Source organism: Amycolatopsis sp. WAC 04169 (genome assembly GCF_003947535.1).
Taxonomy (GTDB): domain Bacteria; phylum Actinomycetota; class Actinomycetes; order Mycobacteriales; family Pseudonocardiaceae; genus Amycolatopsis; species Amycolatopsis keratiniphila.
Genome location: NZ_QHJI01000005.1, coordinates 178,115 through 203,448 on the forward strand (window position 1 = coordinate 178,115; position 25,334 = coordinate 203,448).

Genomic DNA, 25,334 nt, shown 5'->3' on the forward strand with positions numbered 1-25,334 from the left:
TTTCGGGTTCTAACCCGAAACGCCACTCACGACCCCCTGAACTCCCGAAGCAACCGAACGACCTCACCCGGCCGCTCCAAGAACGGCGAGTGCCCGGCACCCTCCACGACCTCCACCCGGGCCCCGACCGCCGAATACCGCGCGAAAGTCTTGTCACAGTCGTAAAAACGGTCCCGGCGCCCGAGAATCACCAGGCACGGCAACCCCAGGGCCGCCACTTGCGCATCCAGAGGACGAAATGCAAGCAGTCGCGCGCGGTCCACGAGTACCACGCGCGCCATCGCGGGCGCGGTGACCGCGTGATCGGCCAGGTCCTGCAAGGGGTCGCCGAACCAGCCCGACCGGCGGAACCGCGAGACGGACCGGATCCACCGCCGATGCGCGATGCGCCGCACGAGCGCGCTGACCATCGGCAGCAGAACCGGGCTTCCCGGCGGAAAGGACGCGTAGCTGTAGTCCGGCGCCTGCCCGATCACCACCAAAGAACCCACCCTCGGCGAGATCTCGGCCAGTGCCAAGGCGACATCCGCCCCGAAGGAGTGACCGGCGACCAAGACATCCTCGACGCCCAGCGCATCGAGGACACCGGCCACCATGCGCGCCTGCGACGCCGCGTCGAGCCCGGACGAACCACCGGTGCATCCGTGCCCCAGCAGATCCACCCGGATCACGTGATGCGCCGCGGACAGGCCGAGGGTGAGCCGGTCGAACCAGTGCACCGACCCGCAATACCCGTGCAGCAACAGCACCGGCGGCCCGGCGCCGTCCTGACGCACATGGACGGCGGCACCGTTCACGTCGAGGATGTCGCCGATGGGGGAACGAGCCACGCCCCCAAACTAGCTCAGACCTGCGCGTGCTCCCTGCTGCGGGACAACAGGAAGGCCGCGATCCCGGCGGGGAAGAACATGAGCACGCCGTAGACCCCGGCGGGTACGGCCATTGCTTTGTCGCCGAGCACGGAATACGCCACGGCGATCGCGAGGGTGGCGTTGTGGACACCGATCTCCATGGCGGAGGCGATCGCCTGGCCGCGGTCCACCCGGAACAGTCGCGGCACGTAGTACCCGATCGCGAGGCTGAGCACGGAAAGCGCCAGCGCCACCGGCCCGAGCGTGCCGATGTTGTCCACCAGCGTCCGGAACTCCTGCGCGATCGCGGCCGCGATCACCAGCACGAGCACCACGGCGGAGCCGATCTTGACCGGTTTGCGCATCCGCTCGGCCCAGCCGGTGAACCGGCTCCGCACGATCATGCCGAGCACGACCGGGATCAGCACGATCGCGAAGACCTGCACGAACTTCGCGGGCTGGAGCCCGACCGAGGCGCCGCCGTCGAGGAATTCGGCCATCGCCAGGCTCACCACCAGTGGCAGGGTGAACACGGCCAGCACCGAGTTGATCGCCGTCAGTGTGACGTTGAGGGCGACGTCGCCGCCGGCGAGGTGACTGAACAGGTTCGCCGACGTTCCGCCGGGCGAGGCGACGAGCAGCATCATGCCGACCGCGAGCACGCCTTCGAGACCGAAGAGGACGATGAGGCCGACGCAGATCACGGGCAGCACGATCATCTGGCACACCAGCGCGATGACCGCGGCCTTCGGGTACTTCAGCACGCGCGTGAAGTCGCCGACGGTCAGGGTCAGCCCCAGCCCGAACATGACGAGCGCCAGCGCTACCGGCAGGAGGATGGAAAACATCGCCGAACCCATCGCGGGCCTCCGTCCGATATGCCCTTTTCAGATCGGCAATCGTGTCAAGCGGCGTGAACCCGGTCAAGCCACCGCAACCCAGACGTGACCCGTAAGAGTTCGGTAACCGCGCTTCGGGCCCCGCACGGGGTTCAATGAACGCATGAAACGCAAGCGGGTGCTCGCCGTCGTGGCGGCCGGACTGGTGGTGGCGGTGGCCGCCGGCCTCTACTGGTTCCAGCCGTGGAAGCTCTGGGTGAACGAAACGGTCCAAGAGGCCTTACCCGTCGCCGAAACGACGGCCCAGCCCACCACCCAAACCGCCGGAAGTGCCACGCCCGCCCCGAAAGAGCCCACGGTCGTGGCGACCGGCGCGTTGATCAGCCACGAGCACGCGACCACCGGCGACGTCCGGATCCTGCGCGCGGCCGACGGATCCCTGGTGCTGCGCCTCGAGAACCTCGACACGAGCAACGGCCCGGATCTGCGGGTCTGGCTCACCGACGCGCCGGTGATCCCCGGCAAGGCAGGCTGGTCCGTGTTCGACGACGGTGCGTACGTGAGCGCCGGGAAACTCAAGGGCAACAAGGGAAGCCAGAACTACACGCTGCCGGCGGGCACCGATCTGGCGCGCTATTCGAGCGTGACGATCTGGTGCGACCGGTTCAACGTGTCCTTCGGCGCGGCCGAGCTGGCCAAAACCGTTTAGGCGAGCCGGTCCACGGCGTATTCCATCTCCGCGCGAACAGCGCGTAGATCGATGCCACCGGGGTCGATGATCGAGGCCACGGCGATCCCCCGCAGCTGCCCGACCAGCGCCGCCGCGTACGCGTCCGGGTCCCGGACGCCGCTGATGGACCCGTCCGCGAGCCCGGCGGCGACGGTCTGCGCGATGGCGAACCGGTAGCGCCGATCGGCCTCGGTCATCGCCGACCGCACCGCCGGATCGCCGACGGTCGCGTCCGTCCAGAGAACCACGAACGCCCGGTTCAGCGGCGGCATGTCGGTGAGCAGCTCGAAGAAGATGTCCAGCAGGGCACGCAGCATGTCCATCGGGCTGGGCGTGAGCCCGCCGGTCCGCGTGGCGACGGCGGCGCTGAAAGCGTCGGCGAACTTCTCCGCGGCGAACTCGACGAGCCGCTGCACCAGCGTCTCCTTCGAGCCGAACAACTGGTAGACGACGCCGCTGGGATAGCCGGTCCGGGCGCAGATCATGCCGATCTTGAGCCGGGCGAAGCCTGCCTCGCCGATCAGGCGGGCGGCGGTTTCGAGAATCCGTGTCCGTGCGATCTCCTGGTCACGCTGGACCTGGTGCTCCTCCGCAGACGAGTCCACGCCGCGATCCTCCCATGACTTCGGGTTCGTCACCTGTCGACGCGGCGTTACGATCCGGACATGAGGATCGCCTTCGCCGCCGACGACCGGAACGCCACCACGGACGCCGTCCAGGCCTACCTCGCCGAGGCGGGCCACGAGGTGCTGCGCCCGGCGGTGTCGGACGTCTGGCCCGAACTCGGTGCGGCGGTGGGCCGGGCGGTCGCGGACGGCGAGGCCGATTTCGGCGTGGTGATGTGCTGGACCGGGACCGGCACGGCCATCGCCGCCAACAAGGTGCCCGGGGTCCGCGCGGCGCTGGCCTGGGACACCTGGATCGCCGCGGGCGCGCGCAAGTGGAACGACGCGAACGTGCTGGCACTGAGCCTCAAGCGCCTCGCTCCCGACGTGGCCGTCGAAATCACCGACGTGTTCCTTTCCGGTGTCGCGCCCGACCCCGACGAATCCGCGAATATCGCCCGGCTCGGCGAAATGGACGAATTCCGCCGCTGAACGGCGGCGGACCAGTGAACGATTAACGCTGTCGAACGTATTAGGCCGTTCGCAGGAAAATCACCACTCTACGTAGTGATGCTTCCCATATTGGTCCAGACCACGTACCGTCTCCCGCAACAAAGCGTTCCGCATGGAGGTGGTCGATGAAGACTCATCCCCGCCTGCCCGGTTTCGGCCGAGGCAACGCGATGTCGCCGATTTCCCTTTGACGAAATCATCTCCAAGATCATTTCCCGGCACCGGGTTGTAAGGAGTGAAATGTCGAGAAAAAGATGGCATCTGGTCGGCCTGTTCACGGCCGTCGCGGCGCTGGCCGTCGGTCTGGTGACCGTGCCCGCGAACGCGGCGGGCGGCGTCGGAGCCACCCTGACCAAGGGTTCGGACTGGGGGTCCGGCTGGGAAGGCAAGTACACGATCACCAACAACTCGGGATCGAGCCTGACCTCCTGGACCCTCGAGTTCGACCTCGCGGCGGGCCACTCGATCGCTTCGCTGTGGGACGGCAGCTACACCGTCTCCGGCCAGCACGTGACCGTCAAGAACACCTGGAACGGCAACCTTTCCAACGGTGGCAGCACCAGTTTCGGATTCAACGTCAAGTACTCCGGCGCCTACACCGCGCCCGCCAACTGCAAGATCAACGGCGGCTCCTGCGACCCGGGCGGCGGCAACCCGACCACGACGCCGACCACCCCGACCACCACGACGTCCAATCCCCCGACGTCGACCAGCACGAGCAACCCGCCGACCACCACGACTTCGAACCCGAACCCGGGCGCGAAGAAGAACCTCGGCTACTTCGTGCAGTGGGGCGTCTACGGCCGTAACTACCACGTGAAGAACATTCACACTTCCGGTTCCGCGGCCAAGCTGACGCATATCAACTACGCGTTCGGCAACGTCACCAACGGTTCCTGCACCGCGAACGACGACACCTACGCCGACTACGACAAGTTCTACGACGCCGCGTCCAGTGTGGACGGTGTCGCGGACTCGTGGGACGCCGGTTCGCTGCGCGGTAACTTCAACCAGCTGCGCAAGCTGAAGAAGATGTACCCGGGCCTGAAGGTGCTGTGGTCGTTCGGTGGCTGGACCTGGTCCGGCGGCTTCGGCCAGGCGTCGAAGAACCCGGCCGCCTTCGCGGAATCCTGCTACAAGCTGATCAAGGACCCGCGCTGGGCCGACGTCTTCGACGGCATCGACATCGACTGGGAGTACCCGAACGCCTGCGGTCTCACCTGTGACACCAGCGGTCCCGCCGCGATCAAGAACGTGGCACAGGCGCTGCGCACCAAGTTCGGCTCCTCGTTCCTGGTCACCGCCGCGATCACCGCGGACGCCAGCAGCGGCGGCAAGATCGACGCCGCCGACTACGGCCCCGCGTCGGCGTACTTCGACTGGTACAACGTCATGACGTACGACTTCTTCGGTGCTTGGGCGGCGCAGGGCCCGACGGCCCCGCACTCGCCGCTGACGTCCTATCCCGGCATCCCGCAGCAGGGCTTCACCTCCGACGACGCCATCCAGAAGCTCAAGGCCAAGGGTGTCCCGGCGAGCAAGCTGTTGCTGGGTATCGGTTTCTACGGCCGAGGCTGGACCGGCGTCACCCAGGACGCCCCGGGCGGCACCGCGACCGGTGCGGCACCGGGCACGTACGAGGCGGGCATCGAGGACTACAAGATCCTCAAGAACAGCTGCCCGTCGACCGGCACGATCGCGGGCACCGCGTACGCGAAGTGCGGCAACAACTGGTGGAGCTACGACACTCCCGCGACCATCAACGGAAAGATGGGCTGGACCAAGAACCAGGGTCTCGGCGGCGCGTTCTTCTGGGAACTCAGTGGTGACACCTCCAACGGTGAGCTCGTCACGGCCATGCGCAACGGCCTGAACTGAGAGGTTGACAGTGGCTAAGCGGACTTGGATCCAGGCCATCGGCCTGTCCGCCGCTGCCGCAACGGCCGGCGCGGTCCTCGTGATCGCGCCGGCCTCCGCGGCCGGCGGCGTCGGCGCCGCCTTCAGCAAGGGCTCCGATTGGGGCTCGGGCTGGGAGGGCAAGTACACGATCAGCAACAACTCGGGTTCGAGCCTTCCCTCCTGGACGGTCGAATTCGACCTCCCCGCGGGGCACTCGATCGCTTCGCTGTGGGACGGCAGCTATTCGGTCTCCGGGCAGCACGTGACGGTGAAGAACACCTGGAACGGCAACCTTTCCAACGGTGGCAGCACCAGTTTCGGGTTCAACGTCAAGTACTCCGGGGGCTACGTCGCCCCGGCGAACTGCAAGATCAACGGTGGTTCGTGCGATCCGGGCGGCGGCACGACCACGACGCCGACCACCCCCACCAGCACGACGACCACGTCCTCCCCGACGACGACCACGAGCAACCCGCCGCTGCCCGGCGGCCGTGGCGCGCCGTATCTGTACATGGGCTGGGGCAGCCCGCCGAATCCGCAGACGGTCATGAACGCGACCGGGATCAAGTGGTTCACGATGGCGTTCATCCTGTCGTCCGGTGGCTGCAACCCGGCTTGGGACGGCAGCCGTCCGCTGCAGGGCGGTGTCGACGCGAACGCGATCGCGCAGATCAAGGCCGCGGGCGGGCAGATCGTGCCGTCCTTCGGCGGGTGGAGCGGAAACAAGCTCGGCCCGAACTGCTCGACGCCGGAAGCGCTCGCCGGCGCCTACCAGAAGGTGATCGACGCCTACGGTCTCAAGGCGATCGACATCGACATCGAGAACACCGACGAGTTCGAGAACGCTGTCGTGCAGGACCGCGTGCTGAACGCGCTGAAGATCGTGAAGGCGAACAACCCCGGTATCCAGACCATCCTCACCTTCGGCACGACGACCAGCGGCCCGAACTCCTGGGGCAACCGGCTCATCGACCAGTCGAAGGCGCTGAACGCCGGAATCGACGTCTACACGATCATGCCGTTCGACTTCAATGGCGGCGCGGACATGTACGGCAACACCATCCGGGCGGCGAACGGCCTGCGGGACAAGCTGAAGTCGACCTTCGGGTGGAACGACGCCACGGCGTACAGCCACCTCGGCATCAGCGGCATGAACGGTCTTTCGGACCAGCGGGAACTGACGAGTCTCGACACCTGGACGCGGATCACCGACTGGTCCAAGACCAACAAGATCGCCAGGCTCGCGTTCTGGTCGACCAACCGCGACCGCGGCTGCCCGAACGGCGGGGTCGCCGAGAACTGCAGTGGTATCGCACAGAACGACTGGGACTTCACGCGGATCACCGCGGCCTTCTGACGTCCCCTCGCCCGGGGATTCCCCGAACTGCGGGCCCGCACCGATGCTGCACGGTGCGGGCCCGCTCCTTTTCGCCCGCGTTTCGTCCTCTGAATGCGGTCCTTGCGTGTGCATCGATCGCATTCAGAGGACTGAATGCGGGCTTTCGCTGGGTCTTGCGGCCGGGCGAGTGTCGCGAAAGCCACTTTCGCGACGTCTGATGTCCCGAAAGTGGCTTTCGCAACGCTTCTCGGCCCCGTGGTCGACACACGCAAGCCCGCAAGTACGTGAAGGCCCCCTTCACTGCGTCTAGCGCAGTGAAGGGGGCCTTCACGTACTAACGAAAACCTCAGCAACCTCATTGGTCACTGCAGTCCTCGAATCGGTCCGTGAAGGCCTCCTTGAGAGACTCTGGGTCCCTCAAGGAGGCCTTCACGGAAAGCCCAACGCCCGCAGCCGTACTTACAACCGCCGCATTTAGTCCTCTGAATGCGATCAGGGCAGAGCGTTCAGGAACGGCTCATGGGCGTTCTGGAACTCCCACCCGTAGTACCGGTCCCAGTTGATCGACCACGTCATCAGCCCGCGCAACGCGGGCGAAGCCCCGCCCCGCAGGGAATACGACCCGCACCCGGAGTTCTTCACCAGGCAGTTCAGCGCCGAATGCACCGCCGCCGGCGCGGTGTGCCCGTTGCCCGCGCTCACCGCGGCGGGCAGGCCGAACGCGATCTGGTCCTCACGCAGCCCCGGGAACCGGAATCCGGTCGACGACACCGTGAATCCCGCCTTGATCATGTCGGTCATCGCGATGTGGAAATCCGCGCCGCCCATGAAGTGGTACTGGTTGTCCAGGCCCATCACCGGTCCGGAGTTGTAGTCCTGGACGTGCAGCACGGTCAGCGCGTCCCGCATCGCGTGGATCACCGGCAGGTACGAGCCCGTCCGGTTGTCGGCACCGCCGAGACCGCCGTAGTACTGGTATCCGGTCTGCACGAAGAACGTCTCCGGCGCCATCGTCAGCACGAATCCCGCGCCATAGCGGGCTTTCAGCGTCTTCAGCGCCGAGATGAGATTGACGATCACCGGCGTGGTCGGGTTGCGGAAGTCGTTGTCCCCGGAGTTGAGGTACAGCGAGTGTCCCTCGAAGTCGATGTCGAGCCCGTTCAGCCCGTACCGGTCGATGATCGCGGACACCGAATTGACGAAGGCGTCGCGCGCCGCGGTCGTGGTCAGCTGGACCTGGCCGTTCTGGCCGCCGATGGAGATCAGCACCTTCTTGCCCTGCGCCTGCTTCGCGCGGATCGCGGCGATGAAGTCCGCGTCGCTTTCCACGGTCGGGCATTCCGCGACCGGGCACCGCGTGAAGCGGATGTCGCCCGAGGTCACCGACGTCGGCTCACCGAAGGCCAGGTTGATGATGTCCCACGCCGCGGGGACGTCGGCCATCCGCGTGTAGCCGGACCCGTTGGCGAAACTCGCGTGCAGGTAGCCGATCAGCGCGTGCTTCGGCAGGCCGGTGTCGACGCAGCCGGAGGTCGTGGCGCCCGCTTCGGTGGTCTTCGGCGATTCGCCCGCGCTGTTGTACGCGGCCACCGAGTAGTTGTGCGACGAGCAGGCCGTCAGTCCCGAGATCGTCACCGAAGTCCCGGTCACCGTCGCGACCACGGTGCCGCCTTCGTACACGCGATAGCCGGTCACCGTCCCCGCCGAAGCGCCCCACGAGAGCGCGATCGACGAGTTCGTCACCGTGCCCACGGCCGGGTTGCCCGGCGTCGGCGGCGCGCCGGGGGTGCCACCGCCGGGTCCGTCGAGGCTGATGTCGTCCGCGTAGAAGGTGCCCGACCCGTACCAGCCGTGGACGTACACCTCGGCCGTCGTCTGCGTGGCCGACGTCGTGAACGAGAGCGAAAGCTGCGTGTACGAGGTCGCCGCGGTCCAGGTCGACGGCCCGCCCGTGACGCCGAGGTACACCGGGTTCCCGTTCACCCAGGCCGAAACCGCGTAGGTCGTGTTCGGCCGGACGGACACCGTCTGTGCGCATTTGCCGATCGTCGAGCCGGGCGTGACCGAAACGGCGTAACCGCCCGAACGGACCGGTGTGCTCACGGCCGCGCCCGCCGCGCAGGACCAGCCGGAGGTCGAGCCCGCCTCGAAACCGGGATTGAGGAGCAGGTTGGCCGCGTTCGCGGTGCCACCGCCCGTGATCAGGCCGGTGAAGGTGAGCACCAAAACGGCCAGAAATGCCAAGGATCTGGAACGCCTCATCGCGATTCCTCCGTGAAAGGGCGGCCTGCCGCCGCGCTGGGCTAATTGTCTAGACCAATCTGGCGAAAGTCCATACCCCGGGCCCACCAGGGTCCAAAGACCCGACTACTCCGGGCTCCTATACCGGTGTGACGCGCGGCCGCGCTCCGTAACGTCGGAAGGGCCAAAGAGGGCTGGGGGCTTTCGGGAGGTGGGGATGATGGGAACGCACAGGAGCGTGCCGAGAACGGGCGATCCGGCGTGATGACCGTGTCCGAAGCCGTGCGCCCCACCTACGTGCCCCGCCCGGGAGAACCGGACGGCGAACTGATCCGCGCGGCGATCGGCGGTGACCGGCGCGCCGTCGAGAGCCTGCTGGCCCTCCTCCGGCCGATCGTGTTCCGGTACTGCGCGGGCAGGCTGGGCGGGACGGTACGCGGCGTCTCCAACGCCGAGGACTGCGCGCAGGAGGTCCTGATGGCCGTCCTCGTCGCCTTGCCGCGCTACAGCTACCAGGACAACAGCTTCCTGCCGTACGTCTTCGGGATCGCCTCGCACAAGGTCGCCGACGTCCGCCGCAACCTCGCGCGCGACCCGTCCGCGCCCGTTCCCGATCCGGAGCCCGACCAGGACGGACCGTGGAACCCGACGTTCGAAGAGGTCGAGAGGGCCGATCGCCGCCGACGGCTGTCCCGGTTGTTCGAGGTCCTTTCGGCGAAGCAGCGCGACGTGCTGGTGCTGCGCGTGATCCACGGCTACAGCGCCGAGGAGACCGCCGTCGCGCTGGGCATGGCGAGCGCGGGCGCGGTCCGCGTCACCCAGCACCGGGCCCTCAACGAACTGCGCCGCGTGCTGCGCGAGGACCCCGATTTCGCCGGCGGGTTCACCTTCTTCTAGGAAGTGGACTTGCGACGCTGGGTGGCGTAGACCGCGGCGGCGGTGCGGCGTTCGAAACCGAGCTTGTGCAGCAGGGACGACACGTAGTTCTTGACCGTCTTCTCCGCCAGGTACAGCTTTTCCGCGATCTGGCGGTTGGTCAGCCCGTCGGCGATGTGGTCGAGCACCCGCCGCTCCTGCGGGCTCAGCTGTTCGTACCGCGGGTCCGGGAGGTCGGTCTCGCCGCGCAGCCGGTTCATCACCGACGCCGTCAGCGTGCTGTCCAGGAGCGATCCACCCGCGGCGACCGTGCGGACGGCCTTGACGAGCGCGCCGCCGGAGACCTGCTTGAGCATGTAGCCCGCCGCGCCCGCCATGATCGCGCCGAACAACGCGTCGTCGTCCGAATAGGACGTCAGCATCAGGCAGGCGGGCGGCGGGTCGATGGACGCCCGGATCTCCCGGCAGACGCTCACTCCCTCGCCGTCCGGCAGCCGGACGTCGAGCACCGCGACCTGCGGCTTGACCGCGGGGATCCGCACGTACGCCTCGGCGGCCGTGGACGCTTCGCCGACCACGGTGAAATCGTCCTCGGCCTCGAAGACGGTCTTGAGCCCGGTGCGCACGAGTTCGTGATCGTCAAGGAGGAACACCGAAATCGTCATCCCACACTCCCCTGTCGGGCCGGCAGTTCCACCGACCAGTCGAGCCTCGTGCCGCCTTCGGGGCGCGCTTCGACGCGGAACGTCCCGTTCCAGCGGGCCGCGCGTTCGGCGAGGTTCGCCACCCCGCTGCGATGGCCGGGTTCGGCGGGCATGCCGACGCCGTCGTCCACCACCGAGAGTTCGAGCCACCGCCCGTCGCGGTCGACCGCGACGTCGACCGAGACCGTCGTCGCCGCGGCGTGTCTGACCACATTGGACAGTGCTTCGCGCAGCGTCGCGATGAGGTCCGAGCGGACCGTGTCCGGCACGGTCGAGTCGAGCGGCCCGTCGAACCCGACCCGGGGTTCGGACGCGCAGCCCGCGTCCAGCGCGACCCGCAGCAGCTCCGACCGCAGGCTGCCCTGTGCCTCCGCCGGTTCCTGCAGGGAGAAGATGCTGTTGCGGATCTCGCGGATGGTGCGGTCGATCTCGTGCGCGAAGCCGGTCACCCGGTCGGCGACGGCGGGTTCGCTCGCGAGCCTGCTGAGCCCCTCCAGCCCGAGCCCGATCGCGAAGAGCCGCTGGATCACCAGGTCGTGCAGGTCGCGGGCGATCCGGTCGCGGTCTTCGAAGACGGCGAGGCGCTGCCTGTCCTGTTGCGCGCGGGCGAATTCGACCGCGAGCGCGGCGTGCGCGGCGAAGGTCTCGGCCAGCTGGACGTCGTAGGCGGAGAACGGGGTCCGGTCGCGGAACTTCGCCACCAGCAGCACCCCGAGCTTCTCCTCGCCGACGATCAGCGGGACGGCGACCGTGGAGTCGAGGTCCTTGACCGCCGCGGGCATCACGGCGCCGCGACCGCCTTGGTACTCGACCACCTTCTCGCCGTAATCCCGGACCACGACGGGTTTTCCGGTGGTGAACGCCATCCCGGTCGCGGTGCCCTCGGTCGGCACGACGATCCCGGCGAGGCGGTCGGCGTCCGGCCCCGGCGGCTCGACGATCTCGAAGACCAGCTGCCCGTCGCCGCGCGGCCGGGCCACCGCGCCCGCGGTACCACCGGCGACGACGCGGGCGCGTTCGGCGATCAGGCGGAGGGTCGCGGTCAGATCCTGATCGGCCAGCAGCGCCCCGGTGACATGGTAGGAGGCTTCGAGCCAGCGCTCGCGCCGCTGCACCTGGTCGAACAGCGCGGCGTTCTCGATCACCACACCCGCCGCCGCGGTGAGCGCGACGAGCAGGTCGTCCTCGGATTCGGTGAACTCCTCACCGTCCGGTTTGCCGGCCAGGTACAGGATCCCGAAGATGCGGCCGCGCATCCGGATGGGCACCACGCGGGCCTCGTCGTCGGACGGCGGCCGCTCCCAGGCGTCGCCGAAGCGGATGAATTCGTCCGAATCGAGCACGCTGAGCGCACCGAACGGCGCACCGGTCAGCTCGCAGGCGGATTCGACCATCCGCCGCAGGACGTCGGACAGGCTGAGATCGTGGGCGATCCCCGCCACCGCGTCCAGAATCCTCGGCGCCCTGGCGTCACCCGCCGCACTCACCCGCCGCACCGCCGTCACCGTCCCGGAGTAACTCCCCGGGCAGTGGGGTCAGGAATGACAAACGCGCCCGGATCGCTCATCAGGTGCGTCGATCACGGACAGGGCTTCGTTACTGCAAGCGCCGAGGATCCTTCGACCGGTTACCGACTCGATGGGGATCCTGAGATACCGGGAGTCCGTCCGGCCGGTCCAGCAGCCCAGCGGCAAGGTCTCGAGTTCGGCGATCACCAGGGGATCGCGCACCTCGGCGGCGCGGCCGACGACGGTGACGAACCAGCCGGCCCCGAGGTCCTTGGCGAACTCGTCGACCGAGAACGCCACCACACTGTCGAGCACCCCGGCGAACAACGCGCTCTGCGACGGCGTGCGCACCACGATCGCGCCGTGGTGCAGCGCGAACCGCGCCGGCTGGATGGCGGGCATGGCCCGCGAGGTGAACACCACCCGGCCGAGCCCGGCACCCGCGAGCAGCGCCAGGCACTGCTCGCGGTCGAGCGTCTCGAGACCCAAGGAGTCGGACATCGGCATCCCCGCGTTCTCGTAGTTCCTCTGCGTCGAGGTCCACGGTCCCCGGCTTACCGACTCGCCGGTAGGGCCGATGGACCCGGCCCGTGCGGGGGATGCCGGTCCGGTGGGTCGTGAGTGGCGATTCGGGTTCTAACCCGAATCGCCACTCACGACCCACCGGACCGAAAACGCGCCTACGCCTTGGGCGAGAGCAGGACGACGGGGATCTCCCGCTCGGTCTTGGTCTGGTACTGCGCGTAGTTCTTGAAGTCCGCGGTGATCTTGGGCCACAGGCGGGCACGCAGATCGGGGTCGGCGACGCTCGCCACCATCGGCTTCGCGGTCTCACCCTTCAGCGTGACCTGGACTTCGGGGTTGTCGCGGAGGTTGAGGAACCAGGCCGGGTGCTGGTCGTCGCCGCCACGGGAGGCGACGATGACGTAGGCGTCGCCCTCGCGCAGCGGCGAGGTCAGCAGCACGGTGCGCGGCTGGCCGGATTTGCGGCCGATGGTGGTCAGTTCCAGCACGGTCATCCCGGCGACCTGCCAGCCGGCGCGGCCGCCGCTGACCTTCTGGATGACGCGGTGGACGGCGTTCATGGTCTTCAAGGCGAAATCGGAGGGCATGCGGAGAAGGCTACTCCGCTTTGGTCGCGACTTCGATTCCGTCCAGCAAGACGGACAGCGAGAACTCGAACGCCTCCCTCGCCTCCTGCTCCAGATAGGACACCGTTTCGTCCTCCATCCGGAACGCCTGCTCGGCCTCCATCCAGGTCAGCGTCGGGAAGCGCTCGGCGAAGTCCGGCGAGACCTCCTTCAGATGCGCGGACCTCGCGTACCACCACTCGTCGTCCGACTGCCCTGTCACCTTTTCGGCCAGCCTGGCCTCCGAAGCCGTCCTGGCGGGCTCGCGCACGCACGAATACAGCGCGCTGACCAGCCGCCGCAGCGCCGCCGGGCGCAATCCGGTCCGGCGCAGGATCCTCACCAGCGCCTCCAGCACGACGTACTCGTTCGGCCCGAGCACCGGCCGCGCCTGCGAGACCTGCAGGACCCACGGGTGCCGCAGATAGAAATCCCAGAGATCCTCGGCCCAGCGAGCCGCCTCCGCACGCCACCCGTCTCCGTCGTAAGTGGCCGGAAGCTCGGCGAGCGCCTTGTCGTACATGAGGTCGACCAGTTCGCTCTTGCTCGGGACATAGGTGTAGAGCGCCATGGCCGTGCGGCCGAGCCTGTCCCCGACCGCGCGCATCGAGAGGCCCGCCATGCCTTCGGCGTCCGCGATGGTGATGGCGGTGTCGACGATCAGGTCCACCGAAAGCCCCGGTTTGGGGCCGGGCCGCTCGGCGTCCGGCGGCTCGGTCCGCCACAGCAGGGCCATCGACCGCCGGGGGTCTCCTTGCGCCGCGTAGACGACCACTTGCCAACTCCTTACAGCATAAACTAACCTCTGCTACCCTCACTTTACAGGCTAAAGAGTTCCAACCAGGGGAGAGCCATGCCTTCGGCCGCCGACAGCCACGACATGATCCAGGTGCGCGGAGCCAGAGAGAACAACCTCGCCGACGTCTCGGTCGACATCCCCAAACGCCGCCTCACCGTCTTCACCGGTGTCTCGGGGTCGGGGAAATCGTCCTTGGTGTTCGGCACCATCGCCGCCGAGTCGCAGCGGCTGATCAACGAGACCTACACCGCGTTCATCCAGTCCTTCATGGCCCCCGTCGGACGGCCGGACGTGGACGCGCTGCGGAACCTGAGCGCCGCGATCGTCGTCGACCAGGAGCGGATGGGGGCCAACTCCCGCTCCACGGTCGGCACCGCGACCGACGCGCACACGATGCTGCGGATCGTCTTCAGCAGGCTGGGAACGCCGCATATCGGGACGTCGGGCGCGTTCAGCTTCAACCTTCCCGAGGGGATGTGCCCCGACTGCGAGGGGCTGGGGAAGGTCTCCAGCATCGACATCGACCAGCTCGTCGACAAAGAGCTTTCGCTCGACGAAGGGGCGATCACCGTCCCGAACTTCGCGCCCGGCAGCTGGTACTGGAAGGGGCTGGCGGAGGCCGGGTTCGTCGATCCGGCGGTCAAGCTGAAGGACTACACCCCGCAGCAGTGGGAAGACTTCATGCACAAACCCGCCACCAAGATGAAGCTCGGCGGGATGAACACCACCTACGAGGGTCTGCTGGTGAAGGTGCAGCGGCTGTTCCTGTCCAAGGACAAGGAAGCGACGCAGCCGCACATCCGGGCCTTCGTGGACCGGGCGATCACCTTCCGGCGATGCCCGGCGTGCGACGGCGCGCGGCTCAACCAGGCGGCGCTGTCCTCGAAGATCGAGGGACTGAACATCGCCGACTGCTCGTCGATGCAGATCAACGATCTCGCCGACTTCCTCCGCAAGATCGACGATCCGTCGGTCGGGCCGCTGATGCAGACCCTGCGCGGGACCCTCGACTCGCTCGTGGAGATCGGGCTCGGCTACCTGAGCCTCGACCGTGAGTCCGGGACGCTTTCGGGCGGCGAGGCGCAGCGCGTGAAGATGGTGCGGCACCTGGGTTCCAGCCTCACCGACGTCACCTACGTGTTCGACGAGCCGACCGTCGGGCTGCACCCGCACGACATCCAGCGGATGAACGGTCTCCTGCTCCTGTTGAAGGACAAGGGGAACACGGTGCTCGTCGTCGAGCACAAACCGGAGACGATCGAGATCGCCGACCACGTCGTCGACCTCGGGCCCGGCGCGGGGCCGAACGGCGGGCAAATCTGCTACACCGGCGACGTCGCCGGCCTGCGGGCGTCCGGCACGCTCACCGGACGGCACCTCGACCACCGGGCGCGGCTGCGCACGGACGTCCGCACGGCACGCGGGCAGATCGAGATCCGCAACGCGACCCGGCACAACCTGCGCGGTGTCGACGTCGACATCCCGCTGGGCGTGCTGACCGTCGTCACCGGGGTCGCCGGTTCGGGCAAGAGCTCGCTCATCCACGGCTCACTGTCCACAAGGGACGATGTGGTGGTGCTCGACCAGTCGGCCATCCGCGGCTCCCGGCGCAGCAACCCGGCGACCTACACCGGCCTGCTCGACCCGATCCGCACCGCGTTCGCCAAGGCCAACGGCGTGAAGGCGGCCCTGTTCAGCGCGAACTCCGAAGGCGCGTGCCCGAAGTGCAAGGGCATCGGGCTGATCTACACCGACCTGGCGATGATGGCCGGGGTGGCGACGGTCTGCGAGGAATGCGAGGGCAAGCGGTTCACCGCCGAGGTCCTGACCTACAAGCTGCGGGGCAAGGACATCAGCGAGGTGCTCGCCATGCCGGTCGCCGAGGCGCGCGAATTCTTGCCGTCGGGGCAGGCGCGGACGATCCTGGACCGGCTCTCTGACGTCGGCCTCGGCTACCTCGGGCTCGGGCAGCCGCTCACGACGCTGTCCGGCGGGGAGCGGCAGCGGATCAAACTCGCCATCCGGATGGCGGAGAAGTCGGCGACCTACGTCCTCGACGAGCCCACCACCGGCCTGCACCTCGCCGACGTCGACCAGTTGCTGGGCCTGCTCGACCGGCTCGTCGACGACGGGAACACGGTGGTGGTCATCGAGCACCACCAGGCGGTGATGGCGCACGCGGACTGGATCGTCGATCTCGGGCCGGGCGCGGGTTCGGACGGGGGCCAGGTGGTGTTCACGGGGACTCCGGCCGATCTGGTCGCTTCGGGCGACACGCTCACTGCGCGGCACCTTCGCACCTACGTCGGCCGCTAGCGCGTGCAATGAAGGACTCCTTCATCGCAAATTTTGCGATGAAGGAGTCCTTCATTGCAGCCGGGACCGACGCCGAACCGCTTCACGGAAAGCGACTGCACCGATAAGCCCCAGCACCACCAAGGCCAGCCCCGAAGTCACCATCTCCACCGGCGAGGCCGCCAGCGGCGAAACCCCGGTCACCGACTCCACCCCCACCACCGCGGTCAGCACCGAGTACGCACCGATCGCCGCCCACACCAGCCGCACGCGCCGCCGCTCCGTCCAGTCCGCGAACCGCAGCAGCCAGGCGAGCCCCGGCACGATGAGGATCGCGTGCATCGCCACCGCGTGCAGCGGCTTCAGCGTGCCGGCGGTGGTGTACGCGAGCTGCGGGTTCCCGCCCCGCGCCTCGACGACGCCGCTCGCGATCATCGCCGCGCCCGCGCCCAGCGCCACCAGCAGCGCGACGAGCCCGAACCGCACCGAGAGCCGCATGCTCGCCGTCGTCTCCCCTTCGCCGCGCATCGCCGCGGCCGTGAACGTCACCGCCGTCAGGATGATCACGCCGCCGCCCGCCGCGAGCGTCGTCGACACGGCGTTGTCGAAGCCGGTCTCGAAGTTGAAGTGCGACGGGACTCCACGCCAGGCCTGCATGGTCACCAGCGCCGTCTCCACGACACTCGCCCCCGTGAAGACGCCGAGCAGTGCGTTCCGCACGCGTGGCCGCACCGCGACGTACGACGTCGCCCACGCGACGGTGACCAGCGTCAGCCCGAACGACAAGCCGAACGTGACCGCCTTCCGCATCGACAGCGGCCCCGTCCACGAGCCACCAGACGCGACCAGCACGACCGCGTGCACGAGACCGCTGAGGAACAGGAGCGCCCCGGTCGCGTAGGCGACACGTTCGATCGTCCGAATCATGCCGTCGAGTGTCTTTCGCGGCGATGCGGAAAGCGTCGGCCGTGAGGCGACATCTCGCGTACGTCCGCCTACGTACCTGAGACGCCCCTCAGCGAAGACGGCGGTAGAGACCAATGGGCTGTTACTCTGGCCGACATCATGCCCCGCATCCTTGTCCGCGTCGCCGCGCTGATCACCGTCCTCGCCCTCCTGTTCGGTGTGCCGTGGTGGACGATCGTCGGTTCCCCCGAGCTCCCGGCCGCGCTCGAAGTCCTCGGAACGATCGTGTTCGCCGTCGCGGCGCTCGCCGTGCCCGCGTGCATGGTCCTCGGTCACGGGCCGTGGCAGCGCGACCTCGCGGCGAAGATCGGCGACCTCTCCCTCGGGCTGATCTGGCTGCTGTTCTCGTTGTCCGTACTCGGAAACGTGCTGCGGCTCGTGCTTGCCGTGTCCGGAGTGGACAGTGCGGCCGGCATCGTATCCGGCGTCGTCCTGGTGGCCTTCGCGGCGCTGGCGGCGTACGGGATGGTCGAAGCCCGGCGCGTGCCGAGACTCAAGGAACTCGACGTCGTGCTCCCCCGCCTCGGCGCGGGGCTCGACGGTCTCCGCTTCGCGATCATCACCGACACCCATTTCGGCCCGCTGAACCGGACGAAGTGGTCGGAGAAGGTCGTCGAAGTGGTGAACGAACTCGACGCCGACGTCGTCGCCCACGCGGGTGACCTCGCCGACGGCACCGTCGCCAAGCGACGGGAGCAGGTCGCGCCGCTCGGGAAGGTGCGGGCGAAGCTCGGCAAGTTCTACATCACCGGCAACCACGAGTACTTCGGCGAGGCGCAGGCCTGGCTCGACCACATGCGCGACCTCGGCTGGGAGCCGTTGCACAACCGGCATCTCCCGGTCAGCCAAGGCGGAGACACGCTGGTCTTCGCCGGGATCGACGACCCGACCGGCGCCGCTTCCGGCCTGCCCGGCCACGGCCCCGACCTTCCCGCCGCGCTCGACGGCGTCGCCGCGAGCACGCCGGTGGTCCTGCTCGCCCACCAGCCGAAGCAGGTCAAGCAGGCCGCGGAGGCCGGTATCGACCTCCAGATCTCCGGGCATACGCACGGCGGCCAGATCTGGCCGTTCCACCTCCTGGTCCGGCTCGACCAGCCCGTACTGGCCGGCCTTTCGCGCCACGGCGAGCGCACGCAGCTCTACACGAGCCGCGGCACCGGCTTCTGGGGGCCGCCGCTGCGCGTCTTCGCGCCGAGCGAGATCACCCTCCTGACCTTGCGAAACGCCAAGTAGCCACCCCGTTGCGACACCTCGCGGTGTCCCATCGGCACCACCGACAAATTTTTTTGTCTTGACAATCGAGACTTTCGGAGCCAGAGTTGTGCCAACGCACCCCGCCCCGAAAGGCAGAAACCGATGACCATCACCGCCACCCGCGCCCACGTCGCGCTCCCGGCCCGTGCCCTGCTCGCCTGCGGCGCCGTCTCGGGCCCGCTGTACTTCCTGACCTCGCTCACCCAGGCCGCCGTACGCGACGGCTTCGACCTGACGAAGCACCCGGCGAGCATGTTGAGCAACGGCGACGCCGGCTGGGTCCAGGTGACGAACTTCCTGGTCACCGGTGTCCTGATGATCGCGGGAGCGATCGGCCTGAGCCGGACGCTCGAACCGGGGAGAGGCAGCACGTGGGGGCCACGGCTGCTGGGCGTCTTCGGCGTCAGCCTGCTCTTCGCCGCGGTCTTCAAGGCCGACCCCGGCAACGGCTTCCCGGCCGGCTCCGGGCCTGCCACCATCAGCACCGCGGGCATCCTGCACATGGCCGCCGGCTCGGTCGGTTTCCTCTCGCTGATCGTCGCGACCTTCGTGTTCGCGAGCCGCTTCTCCCGTGAGGGCCACCGCGGCTGGGCCGTCTACTCCCGCGCCACCGGCATCGCGTTCTTCGCCGCCTTCGCCACGATGAGCTCCGGCAACGCGAACGCCGTCGTGATGCTCGCCTTCTGGGCCGCCGTGATGCTGGCCTGGGGCTGGGTCACCGCCGTCATCCTCCGCACCACCCGCTGAACGACTACAGGAGAATTCCCGCCATGAGCACCGTGACCTCGCAAGACGGCACCACCATCGCCTACACCCGCACCCGCACCGGCTCCGGCCCCGCCGTCATCCTGGTCGACGGCGCGATGTGCCATCGCGAGTTCGGCCCGGCCAAGCCGCTGGCCGCCGAACTGGCCGCGCACTTCACCGTCTACACCTACGACCGCCGCGGCCGCGGCGAGAGCGGGGACACCGCGCCGTTCTCCGTCGCCCGCGAAGTCGAGGACATCGCGGCACTGATCAAGGAAGCCGGCGGGACGGCCCACGTCTACGGGATCTCGTCCGGCGCCGCGCTCGCCCTCGAAGCCGCGAAAGCCGGGCTGCCGATCACGAAACTGGCGGTCTACGAATTCCCGCTGGTCGTCGACGACACTCGCCCGCCGGTCCCGGCCGACTACGGCGAGCGGCTGGAGAAGGCCATCGCCGACGGGCGTCCCGGCACCGCGATCAAGACCTTCATGCGGGAAGGCGTCCGCGTCCCGGCTCCGGTCGTCTTCATGATGCAGTTCATGCCCGCGTGGCCGAAGCTCAAGAAGGTCGCGCCGACCCTGCGCTACGACGCCGCTCTGTTCGACGGCCTGCACGACGGCACCCCGCTGCCCGAAGGCCGCTGGGCGGGCGTTTCCGTGCCGACGCTGGTCATGGACGGCGGCAAGAGCCCCGCCTGGATCCGCAACGGTGTCGCCGCGCTGGCGAAGGCGGTGCCCGGTGCCGAGCACCGCACGATCGAGGGGCAGACGCATATGCTCAAGCCGAAGGCCGTGGCACCGGTACTGATCGAGTACTTCACCGACTGACGGAGCGATCACGATGATCGAACTGGTCGAAGGCGACATCACCGAACAGCAGGTCGACGTCGTGGTCAACGCCGCGAACTCGTCGCTCCTCGGCGGCGGCGGGGTGGACGGCGCGATCCACCGCCGCGGCGGGCCGGAGATCCTCACCGAATGCCGGGCCCTGCGCGCGGGGCACTACGGCAAGGGACTGAAGACCGGAGAGGCGGTCGCCACCACGGCGGGCCGCCTTCCGGCGCGCTGGGTGGTGCACACCGTCGGGCCGGTGTGGTCCGATTCCGAAGACCGCTCGGCGCTGCTGGCCGCGTGCCACCGCAACTCGCTGCACGTCGCCGCCGACCTCGGCGCGCACACCGTGGCGTTCCCCGCGATCTCGACCGGGATCTACCGGTGGCCCCTCGAATCCGCGGCGGAAATCGCCCTCGAGACCGTCACGAACACGCTCTCGGCCGGGTCTTGCTCGGTGGAACTGGTGCGGTTCGTGCTCTTCGGGACCGACGCCTACGACGTGTTCCGGGAGCAGGCGGAAGCGATGGGCCTACACACCGGCAGGTGAAGCGGCCTGCGTCACCAGTTCCCGGGGCACCCCGCTCCCGTCCGCAGGCACCGACCACACCGCCGAATCCACGCCGTACGCCACGGTCCGGTCGTCGAGCCAGGCCGCCTGGTCGTCCACGCTCCGCGTCTCGGCCAGCAAGGTCTCCTTGCCGGACGCCAGGTCGAGGACGGCCAGCCGCCACGGCGCCGCGAGATCGGCGGAGACCTTCTTCTTGAACGCGATCCGCTTCGCGTCCGGCGAGAGCGACGGGCATTCGACGTTCTCCCGGATCATCCTCGCGACGAGCTTTTCGTAGTCCGCCTCGACCAGGTACGTCTTCCCCTTCGTCCCCACCGTCGCGTAGAACTTCTTGCCGTCGGGGGCGAAGGTGATCCCCCAGTAGTTCACGTCGGACGAGTAGTACGGCTTGCCGTCGAGCAGGAGCCCCATCTCCTCGATGCTCTTCATCAGCTTCCCGGTCTTCAGGTTGAAGATTCCGGCCCTGGTCGAAAACCCGGTCTCCGCGTAGGAATCACCGTTGACGAACAGCGTCCAGTAGGCGAGCTTCCCGTCCGGCGAGACGCGGCCGCGGCTGGGGGTGCCGGGAAGTTCGATCCGGCGGATCTCCTTGAGGTCCTTGTCCAGCACGATGACGTCGGTCATCGGCGGCAGCACGCCGGGCTGCGCGGACAGGCACAACGCCGTCCCCGCCGAGGTGGCGAACCGGTCGCAGCTGAGGCCGGACACCTTCCGCGGTTCGCCGGGACGATCGGCCGGGACGGTGGCGAGATGGCCGAAGTCGGGGCCCTCGGCGGTGTTGCGGAACAGCAGTTGTCCCTTGGCCTGCACCGAAACCGGCTGCCCGGTCACCACGGCGACGGAGTTGACGTCCGGCCCGCGGTCCCGGGACAGGACGCCGTAGCCGACTGCCGCCGCGATCAGCACGACGACCGCCGCCACCACGCCTAGGATCCGCGCCCTCATGCGTAGGTCCGCAACGGACGCAGGACGGCGGCCGCCACGACCACCACGGCCAGCGCGCCCGCGGCGACCAAGACCGCGGCGTGCAGATCCCAGGTGGTCCAGGCGAGTCCGAAAAGGACGGACGCGAGCATCCGCGTGGTCGCCTGCCCGGTCTGCACCAGCGCCAGCCCTCCGGCCCGCTGGTGTTCGGGCAGCAATGGCCCGGCGGCGGCCATCAGGACACCGTCGGTGGCCGCGTAGAAGACACCGTGCAGCACGAGCGCCAGCACCGCGAGGATGCCGCCGTCCACCGGGCCGAGCAGCGCCAGCAGCGCGACGACCAGCGCGACGTGCCCGCCGAGGAACACCTTCCAGCGGCCGATCCGGTCCGAAAGCCTGCCGAGCGGAACGGCGAGCAGCAGGTACACCCCCGCGGTTCCCAGCGGCAGCAAGGGAAAGAACACCGCGCCGAGTTCCCAGCGGCGCTGAAGCACGAGGTAGAGGAACGAGTCGCTGAGGGTGACCAGGCCCAGCAGCGCCGCCCAGACGCAGATCCGCCGGAACGACGCCTGCCGGATCAGGCCCGCGGTCTCCCGCAAGGAGACCTTGGGCCGTTCGGCTCGTGGCTTCGGCTGGTGGTCCTTGACCAGCACCACCAGGATGATCACGCCGATCGCGGCGATGCAGAAGCTCGTGAAGAACACCGAGTCGTAGCTGCCGAGGCTGAGCCAGAGCACGGCCATCGCGACCAGCGGGCCGAGGAACGCGCCGAAGGTGTCCATCGCGCGGTGCACGCCGAACGCGCGGCCGAGGTGCTCGGGGTCGCTGCTCAAGGTGATCAGCGCGTCGCGCGGAGCGGTCCGGACGCCCTTGCCGGTGCGGTCGGCCGCGAGCACGGCGCCGATCGCCACGGTGGACGAACCCGCCAGCATCAGGCCGATCTTGCCCAGTGCCGAGATGCCGTAACCGAAGCAGGCGACCGCCTTGAGCTTCTGCCAGCGGTCCGCGAGATGGCCGCCGACGAGCCGGACGACGGCGGTGACACCGGAGTAGAGGCCGTCGAGCACACCGAACTGCAGCGGGCTCAGGCCGAGACCGAGGACGAGGTAGAGCGGGAGGACCGCGGTCACCATCTCCGACGAGATGTCGGTGACGAGACTGACCAGGCCGAGCGCGACGACGTTCCCGGTGACGGCCCGTTTGACGCCGCTCTTCGGGACATCCGCCGCGGCGTCCGCTCCCCTACTGGTCGCGATGTACATGGGAGACCTCCAGCGCCGGAAGGAGGTGCCGCGGTGCGACGCGGCACCTCCTCACGGGACTCAGTGGCAGGTGTAGGTGGGCGAGGAGTCGATCGTCTTGCCGTCGAGACCGATCAGCTGGGTCGAGAAGGCGTTGTCCGACATGTTCAGCTTGAGCACACCGTAGGTCGAGATCGCCTTCGCGGTGGCCGGGTGTTCGGTCTTGACCGGGTAGAGGGTCGCCCCGCCACCGCCGCCGATGATCTGCACCGGACCCGCCGGGTCCTTGTCACCGTCGGCGTTCTGCGGGTAGAAGCGCTCGTAGTGGTGGTCGTGCCCGTTGAGCACCAGGTCGACCTTGTTCTGGACGAGGGTCTCCCAGAGCGTGGCCATCTTGTCGTTGTCGCCGTGGTCACCCGAGGTGTAGCGCGGGTGGTGGTAGTACGCGGCGACGCAGGGCTTGGTGTTGCTCTTCAGGTCCTGCTTGATCCAGTTCAGCTGCTCGTCGCTGATCGCGTTCGCGGCCAGGCCGGGCGAGAACTCCGTGCTGTCGATGGCGACGAAGTGCCAGTTGCCCATTTCCCAGCTGTAGTAGGTCTTCCCGTTCGGCGTCGCGATCTTGCCGAAGTACTGCTTGTAGGCGCCCAGCGGGGTGTGGTCGTAGGTCTCGTGGTTGCCGGGGACCGGGTGCATGATGCTCTTGTACTTGCCCCAGGTCTTGTCGAAGTACTTCGTGAAGTCCTCGATGTGGGCGTCGTCGTACTGGTTGTCGCCCATGGTGATGACCGCGGCCGGGTTCATCTGGCCGACCAGCGCGGCGGTCTTCGGGTGGACGCACGAGGACGAGGAGGCGGTGCACTGTTCGGCGATGTCACCGGAGGCGGCGAGGACGAACGACGAGCCGCCCGCCTGCGTGGTCGCCTGGATCTGGTTGCTGGCCGCCGAGACGTTGCCGGCGGCGTCCTTCGCCCGGACGGTGTAGGTGTACGCGGTCGACGCGCTCAGCCCGCTGTCGGTGTAGGAAGCGCTTTCCGTAGTGCCGACGACCTGGCCGTTCCGCAGCACCTCGTAGCCGCTGACGCCGACGTTGTCCGTCGAACCGGTCCACGTCAAGTCCACAGTGGACGCCGTGACCGATCCGGCCTTGAGGTTGGCCGGCGCGGTGGGCGCCTGCGTGTCACCGGAGGAGTCCGACGTTCCGTAAACCTGCATCTCCCAAAGGGAGTAGCCGTAGCTGGTGGCGCGTTTGGTGCCGACGAGGCGCAGGTACCGGCCGCGGCCGGACAGCCCGGTGAGATCGTCGGTCCCGCCGTTGCCGTTGGTCACGGACTTGATCGGGGTCCACGCCGAGCCGTCGTTGGAGACTTCCAGGCGATACGCGGAGGCGTACGCGGCTTCCCAGTTCAGCTTGACCCGGTTGATGGCCGACGGGCCCCCGAGGTCGATGCGGATGAACTGCGGGTCCACGCCTTCCGTGCTCGCCCAGCGGGTGCTCGTCTTGCCGTCGACGGCGAGCGGGCCGCCGTAGGACGACGACTCCACCGAGGAGACGAGGACGGGTTTTCCTTGGGACAAAAGGACATCAGCGGCTTGCGCGTTGCCGCTGAGCAGCGTCGGCAACAGGATGGCGGCCGCGCCTAGTGGTAGTAGTCGGGTTCGGGCCTTCACATCGATCTCCCCGGGAATCCGTGGCGGCGGGTTGAGAGGGACGGGTGCGCGGCGTTCACTTCGAGTACACGTGTTCGTTTGGTAAGTTTCCTAACGAATGCGTACGGTAATCCGTACCACTCAGTGAGTCAAGACGTAGACTCGTCCCATGACCGGCGCATTGATCTTCGACTTCGACGGGACGCTGGTCGACACCGAGGCGGCCGTCCTCGTGGCCTGGCAGGAGACCTTCCGCGCCCGCGGCGACGAACTCCCCCTCGACGTCTGGCACACCGTGATCGGCACGCAGAACACCGCCGTCGCGATGTTCGAACTACTGGAAAAGAACGACGAGAACCTCGACCGGGTCGCGGTCCGCACCGGCGTCCGCGCCAGGGTCACCGAACTGCTGGAAACCGTCGGGCCGCGTCCCGGCGTCGAGGAGTACCTCGCGGACGCGAAGGAGCGGGGCCTGCGGCTGGCCATCGCGTCCAGCTCGACCGGCGACTGGGTCACCACGCATCTGGAGCGGCTGGGCCTGACGGACGCGTTCGAGGCCGTGCTCACCGGCGACCTCCACCAGGCGAAGCCGAGCCCGGACCTGTACCTGGCCGCGCTCGCCGCGCTGGACCTGCCCGCGGCCGAGGCGATCGCGTTCGAGGACTCACCGCACGGCGTCACCGCGGCGAAGGCCGCCGGACTCGAATGCGTCGCCGTGCCGAACGCGATCACCGCGGTGCTGAACTTCGACCACGCCGACCTCGTGCTGGGCTCGCTGGCCGACAAACCACTCGGCGAACTACTCAACCGCTAAGCCGCGCACTC

At 68.3% G+C, this 25,334-nt stretch carries 24 protein-coding genes; 11 read left to right on the plus strand and 13 right to left on the minus strand.

Annotated elements, in window-relative coordinates; translation table 11 throughout:
* Positions 1-26: 26 nt before the first annotated feature.
* Both DMC61_RS13550 and DMC61_RS13555 read right to left on the minus strand, forming a co-directional pair.
* Positions 27-830, minus strand: a complete 804-nt coding sequence (locus DMC61_RS13550) for an alpha/beta fold hydrolase (protein WP_125689582.1) — start codon at positions 828-830, stop codon at positions 27-29.
* A 14-nt stretch (positions 831-844) separates the two neighbouring features.
* Positions 845-1,711, minus strand: a complete 867-nt coding sequence (locus tag DMC61_RS13555) for a bile acid:sodium symporter family protein (RefSeq protein WP_125689583.1) — start codon at positions 1,709-1,711, stop codon at positions 845-847.
* A gap of 142 nt (positions 1,712-1,853) precedes the next feature.
* Here DMC61_RS13555 and DMC61_RS13560 point away from each other — a divergent pair, with 142 nt between their 5' ends.
* Complete coding sequence (locus DMC61_RS13560; protein ID WP_125689584.1) at positions 1,854-2,399, plus strand: DM13 domain-containing protein; 546 nt, start codon at positions 1,854-1,856, stop codon at positions 2,397-2,399.
* On the opposite strand, the gene DMC61_RS13565 is transcribed toward DMC61_RS13560, so the two are convergent.
* Positions 2,396-3,025: a TetR/AcrR family transcriptional regulator gene (locus DMC61_RS13565; protein WP_016336714.1), complete on the minus strand. Its 630-nt coding sequence runs from the start codon at positions 3,023-3,025 to the stop codon at positions 2,396-2,398. The two genes, DMC61_RS13560 and DMC61_RS13565, sit on opposite strands and share 4 nt — an antisense overlap.
* Before the next feature lie 60 nt (positions 3,026-3,085).
* On the opposite strand from DMC61_RS13565, the gene DMC61_RS13570 reads away from it, so the two are divergent.
* The 3 genes from DMC61_RS13570 to DMC61_RS13580 all read left to right on the plus strand — a co-directional run bounded on the left by DMC61_RS13570 (position 3,086) and on the right by DMC61_RS13580 (position 6,794).
* Positions 3,086-3,517 (plus strand): RpiB/LacA/LacB family sugar-phosphate isomerase, encoded by a 432-nt coding sequence (locus DMC61_RS13570; RefSeq protein WP_016336715.1) that lies wholly within the window; start codon positions 3,086-3,088, stop codon positions 3,515-3,517.
* A 261-nt stretch (positions 3,518-3,778) separates the two neighbouring features.
* Complete coding sequence (locus DMC61_RS13575; RefSeq protein WP_125689585.1) at positions 3,779-5,416, plus strand: glycosyl hydrolase family 18 protein; 1,638 nt, start codon at positions 3,779-3,781, stop codon at positions 5,414-5,416.
* 37 nt (positions 5,417-5,453) lie between these two features.
* The gene (locus DMC61_RS13580) at positions 5,454-6,794 is read left to right on the plus strand and encodes a cellulose binding domain-containing protein (protein WP_370456409.1); all 1,341 of its coding nucleotides are present in this window, start codon (positions 5,454-5,456) and stop codon (positions 6,792-6,794) included.
* 474 nt (positions 6,795-7,268) lie between these two features.
* Here DMC61_RS13580 and DMC61_RS13585 read toward each other — a convergent pair whose 3' ends face one another.
* Positions 7,269-9,038, minus strand: a complete 1,770-nt coding sequence (locus DMC61_RS13585) for a chitinase (RefSeq protein WP_125689586.1) — start codon at positions 9,036-9,038, stop codon at positions 7,269-7,271.
* Positions 9,039-9,281: 243 nt separating this feature from the next.
* On the opposite strand from DMC61_RS13585, the gene DMC61_RS13590 reads away from it, so the two are divergent.
* A complete protein-coding gene (locus tag DMC61_RS13590) occupies positions 9,282-9,914 on the plus strand; it encodes a sigma-70 family RNA polymerase sigma factor (RefSeq protein WP_125689587.1) in 633 nt (210 codons plus the stop codon).
* Here the strand turns inward: DMC61_RS13590 and DMC61_RS13595 are convergent.
* The 5 genes from DMC61_RS13595 to DMC61_RS13615 form a co-directional block, all read right to left on the minus strand.
* The gene (locus tag DMC61_RS13595) at positions 9,911-10,558 is read right to left on the minus strand and encodes a response regulator transcription factor (RefSeq protein WP_016336721.1); all 648 of its coding nucleotides are present in this window, start codon (positions 10,556-10,558) and stop codon (positions 9,911-9,913) included. The two genes, DMC61_RS13590 and DMC61_RS13595, sit on opposite strands and share 4 nt — an antisense overlap.
* Positions 10,555-12,102 carry a GAF domain-containing protein gene (locus DMC61_RS13600; RefSeq protein WP_125689588.1) on the minus strand — a complete coding sequence of 516 codons (1,548 nt, stop codon included), beginning with the start codon at positions 12,100-12,102 and terminating at the stop codon, positions 10,555-10,557. The genes DMC61_RS13595 and DMC61_RS13600 overlap by 4 nt, the downstream gene beginning before the upstream one ends.
* A gap of 30 nt (positions 12,103-12,132) precedes the next feature.
* Positions 12,133-12,612 carry a pyridoxamine 5'-phosphate oxidase family protein gene (locus tag DMC61_RS13605; protein ID WP_125689589.1) on the minus strand — a complete coding sequence of 160 codons (480 nt, stop codon included), beginning with the start codon at positions 12,610-12,612 and terminating at the stop codon, positions 12,133-12,135.
* A gap of 173 nt (positions 12,613-12,785) precedes the next feature.
* Positions 12,786-13,217 carry a nitroreductase/quinone reductase family protein gene (locus DMC61_RS13610; protein WP_125689590.1) on the minus strand — a complete coding sequence of 144 codons (432 nt, stop codon included), beginning with the start codon at positions 13,215-13,217 and terminating at the stop codon, positions 12,786-12,788.
* A gap of 10 nt (positions 13,218-13,227) precedes the next feature.
* Entirely contained in the window at positions 13,228-14,010 is a 783-nt protein-coding gene (locus DMC61_RS13615) for a TetR/AcrR family transcriptional regulator (RefSeq protein WP_125689591.1), read from the minus strand.
* Positions 14,011-14,088: 78 nt separating this feature from the next.
* Here DMC61_RS13615 and DMC61_RS13620 point away from each other — a divergent pair, with 78 nt between their 5' ends.
* On the plus strand, positions 14,089-16,350 hold the full coding sequence (locus DMC61_RS13620) for an excinuclease ABC subunit UvrA (RefSeq protein WP_125689592.1): 2,262 nt from the start codon (positions 14,089-14,091) through the stop codon (positions 16,348-16,350).
* A 51-nt stretch (positions 16,351-16,401) separates the two neighbouring features.
* Here DMC61_RS13620 and DMC61_RS13625 read toward each other — a convergent pair whose 3' ends face one another.
* Positions 16,402-17,256 carry a hypothetical protein gene (locus DMC61_RS13625; protein WP_125689593.1) on the minus strand — a complete coding sequence of 285 codons (855 nt, stop codon included), beginning with the start codon at positions 17,254-17,256 and terminating at the stop codon, positions 16,402-16,404.
* A gap of 138 nt (positions 17,257-17,394) precedes the next feature.
* Between DMC61_RS13625 and DMC61_RS13630 the strand changes: the two genes are divergently transcribed.
* The 4 genes from DMC61_RS13630 (at position 17,395) to DMC61_RS13645 (ending at position 20,676) form a co-directional block, all read left to right on the plus strand.
* Positions 17,395-18,528, plus strand: a complete 1,134-nt coding sequence (locus DMC61_RS13630) for a metallophosphoesterase (RefSeq protein ID WP_125689594.1) — start codon at positions 17,395-17,397, stop codon at positions 18,526-18,528.
* A gap of 123 nt (positions 18,529-18,651) precedes the next feature.
* A complete protein-coding gene (locus DMC61_RS13635; protein WP_125689595.1) occupies positions 18,652-19,296 on the plus strand; it encodes a DUF998 domain-containing protein in 645 nt (214 codons plus the stop codon).
* A 23-nt stretch (positions 19,297-19,319) separates the two neighbouring features.
* On the plus strand, positions 19,320-20,123 hold the full coding sequence (locus tag DMC61_RS13640) for an alpha/beta fold hydrolase (protein ID WP_125689596.1): 804 nt from the start codon (positions 19,320-19,322) through the stop codon (positions 20,121-20,123).
* Positions 20,124-20,136: 13 nt separating this feature from the next.
* Complete coding sequence (locus tag DMC61_RS13645; protein WP_125689597.1) at positions 20,137-20,676, plus strand: O-acetyl-ADP-ribose deacetylase; 540 nt, start codon at positions 20,137-20,139, stop codon at positions 20,674-20,676.
* Here DMC61_RS13645 and DMC61_RS13650 read toward each other — a convergent pair.
* The 3 genes from DMC61_RS13650 to DMC61_RS13660 are packed head-to-tail and all read right to left on the minus strand — an operon-like array spanning position 20,659 to position 24,530.
* Positions 20,659-21,642, minus strand: coding sequence for a PD40 domain-containing protein (locus DMC61_RS13650; protein ID WP_125689598.1), 984 nt, complete (start codon positions 21,640-21,642; stop codon positions 20,659-20,661). The genes DMC61_RS13645 and DMC61_RS13650 overlap by 18 nt on opposite strands.
* Positions 21,639-22,883: an MFS transporter gene (locus tag DMC61_RS13655; protein ID WP_125689599.1), complete on the minus strand. Its 1,245-nt coding sequence runs from the start codon at positions 22,881-22,883 to the stop codon at positions 21,639-21,641. The genes DMC61_RS13650 and DMC61_RS13655 overlap by 4 nt, the downstream gene beginning before the upstream one ends.
* Positions 22,884-22,943: 60 nt before the next feature.
* Entirely contained in the window at positions 22,944-24,530 is a 1,587-nt protein-coding gene (locus DMC61_RS13660) for a discoidin domain-containing protein (RefSeq protein ID WP_233594798.1), read from the minus strand.
* A gap of 148 nt (positions 24,531-24,678) precedes the next feature.
* Here DMC61_RS13660 and DMC61_RS13665 point away from each other — a divergent pair, with 148 nt between their 5' ends.
* Positions 24,679-25,323, plus strand: a complete 645-nt coding sequence (locus DMC61_RS13665) for an HAD-IA family hydrolase (protein WP_125689600.1) — start codon at positions 24,679-24,681, stop codon at positions 25,321-25,323.
* The last annotated feature ends 11 nt before the right edge of the window (positions 25,324-25,334 follow it).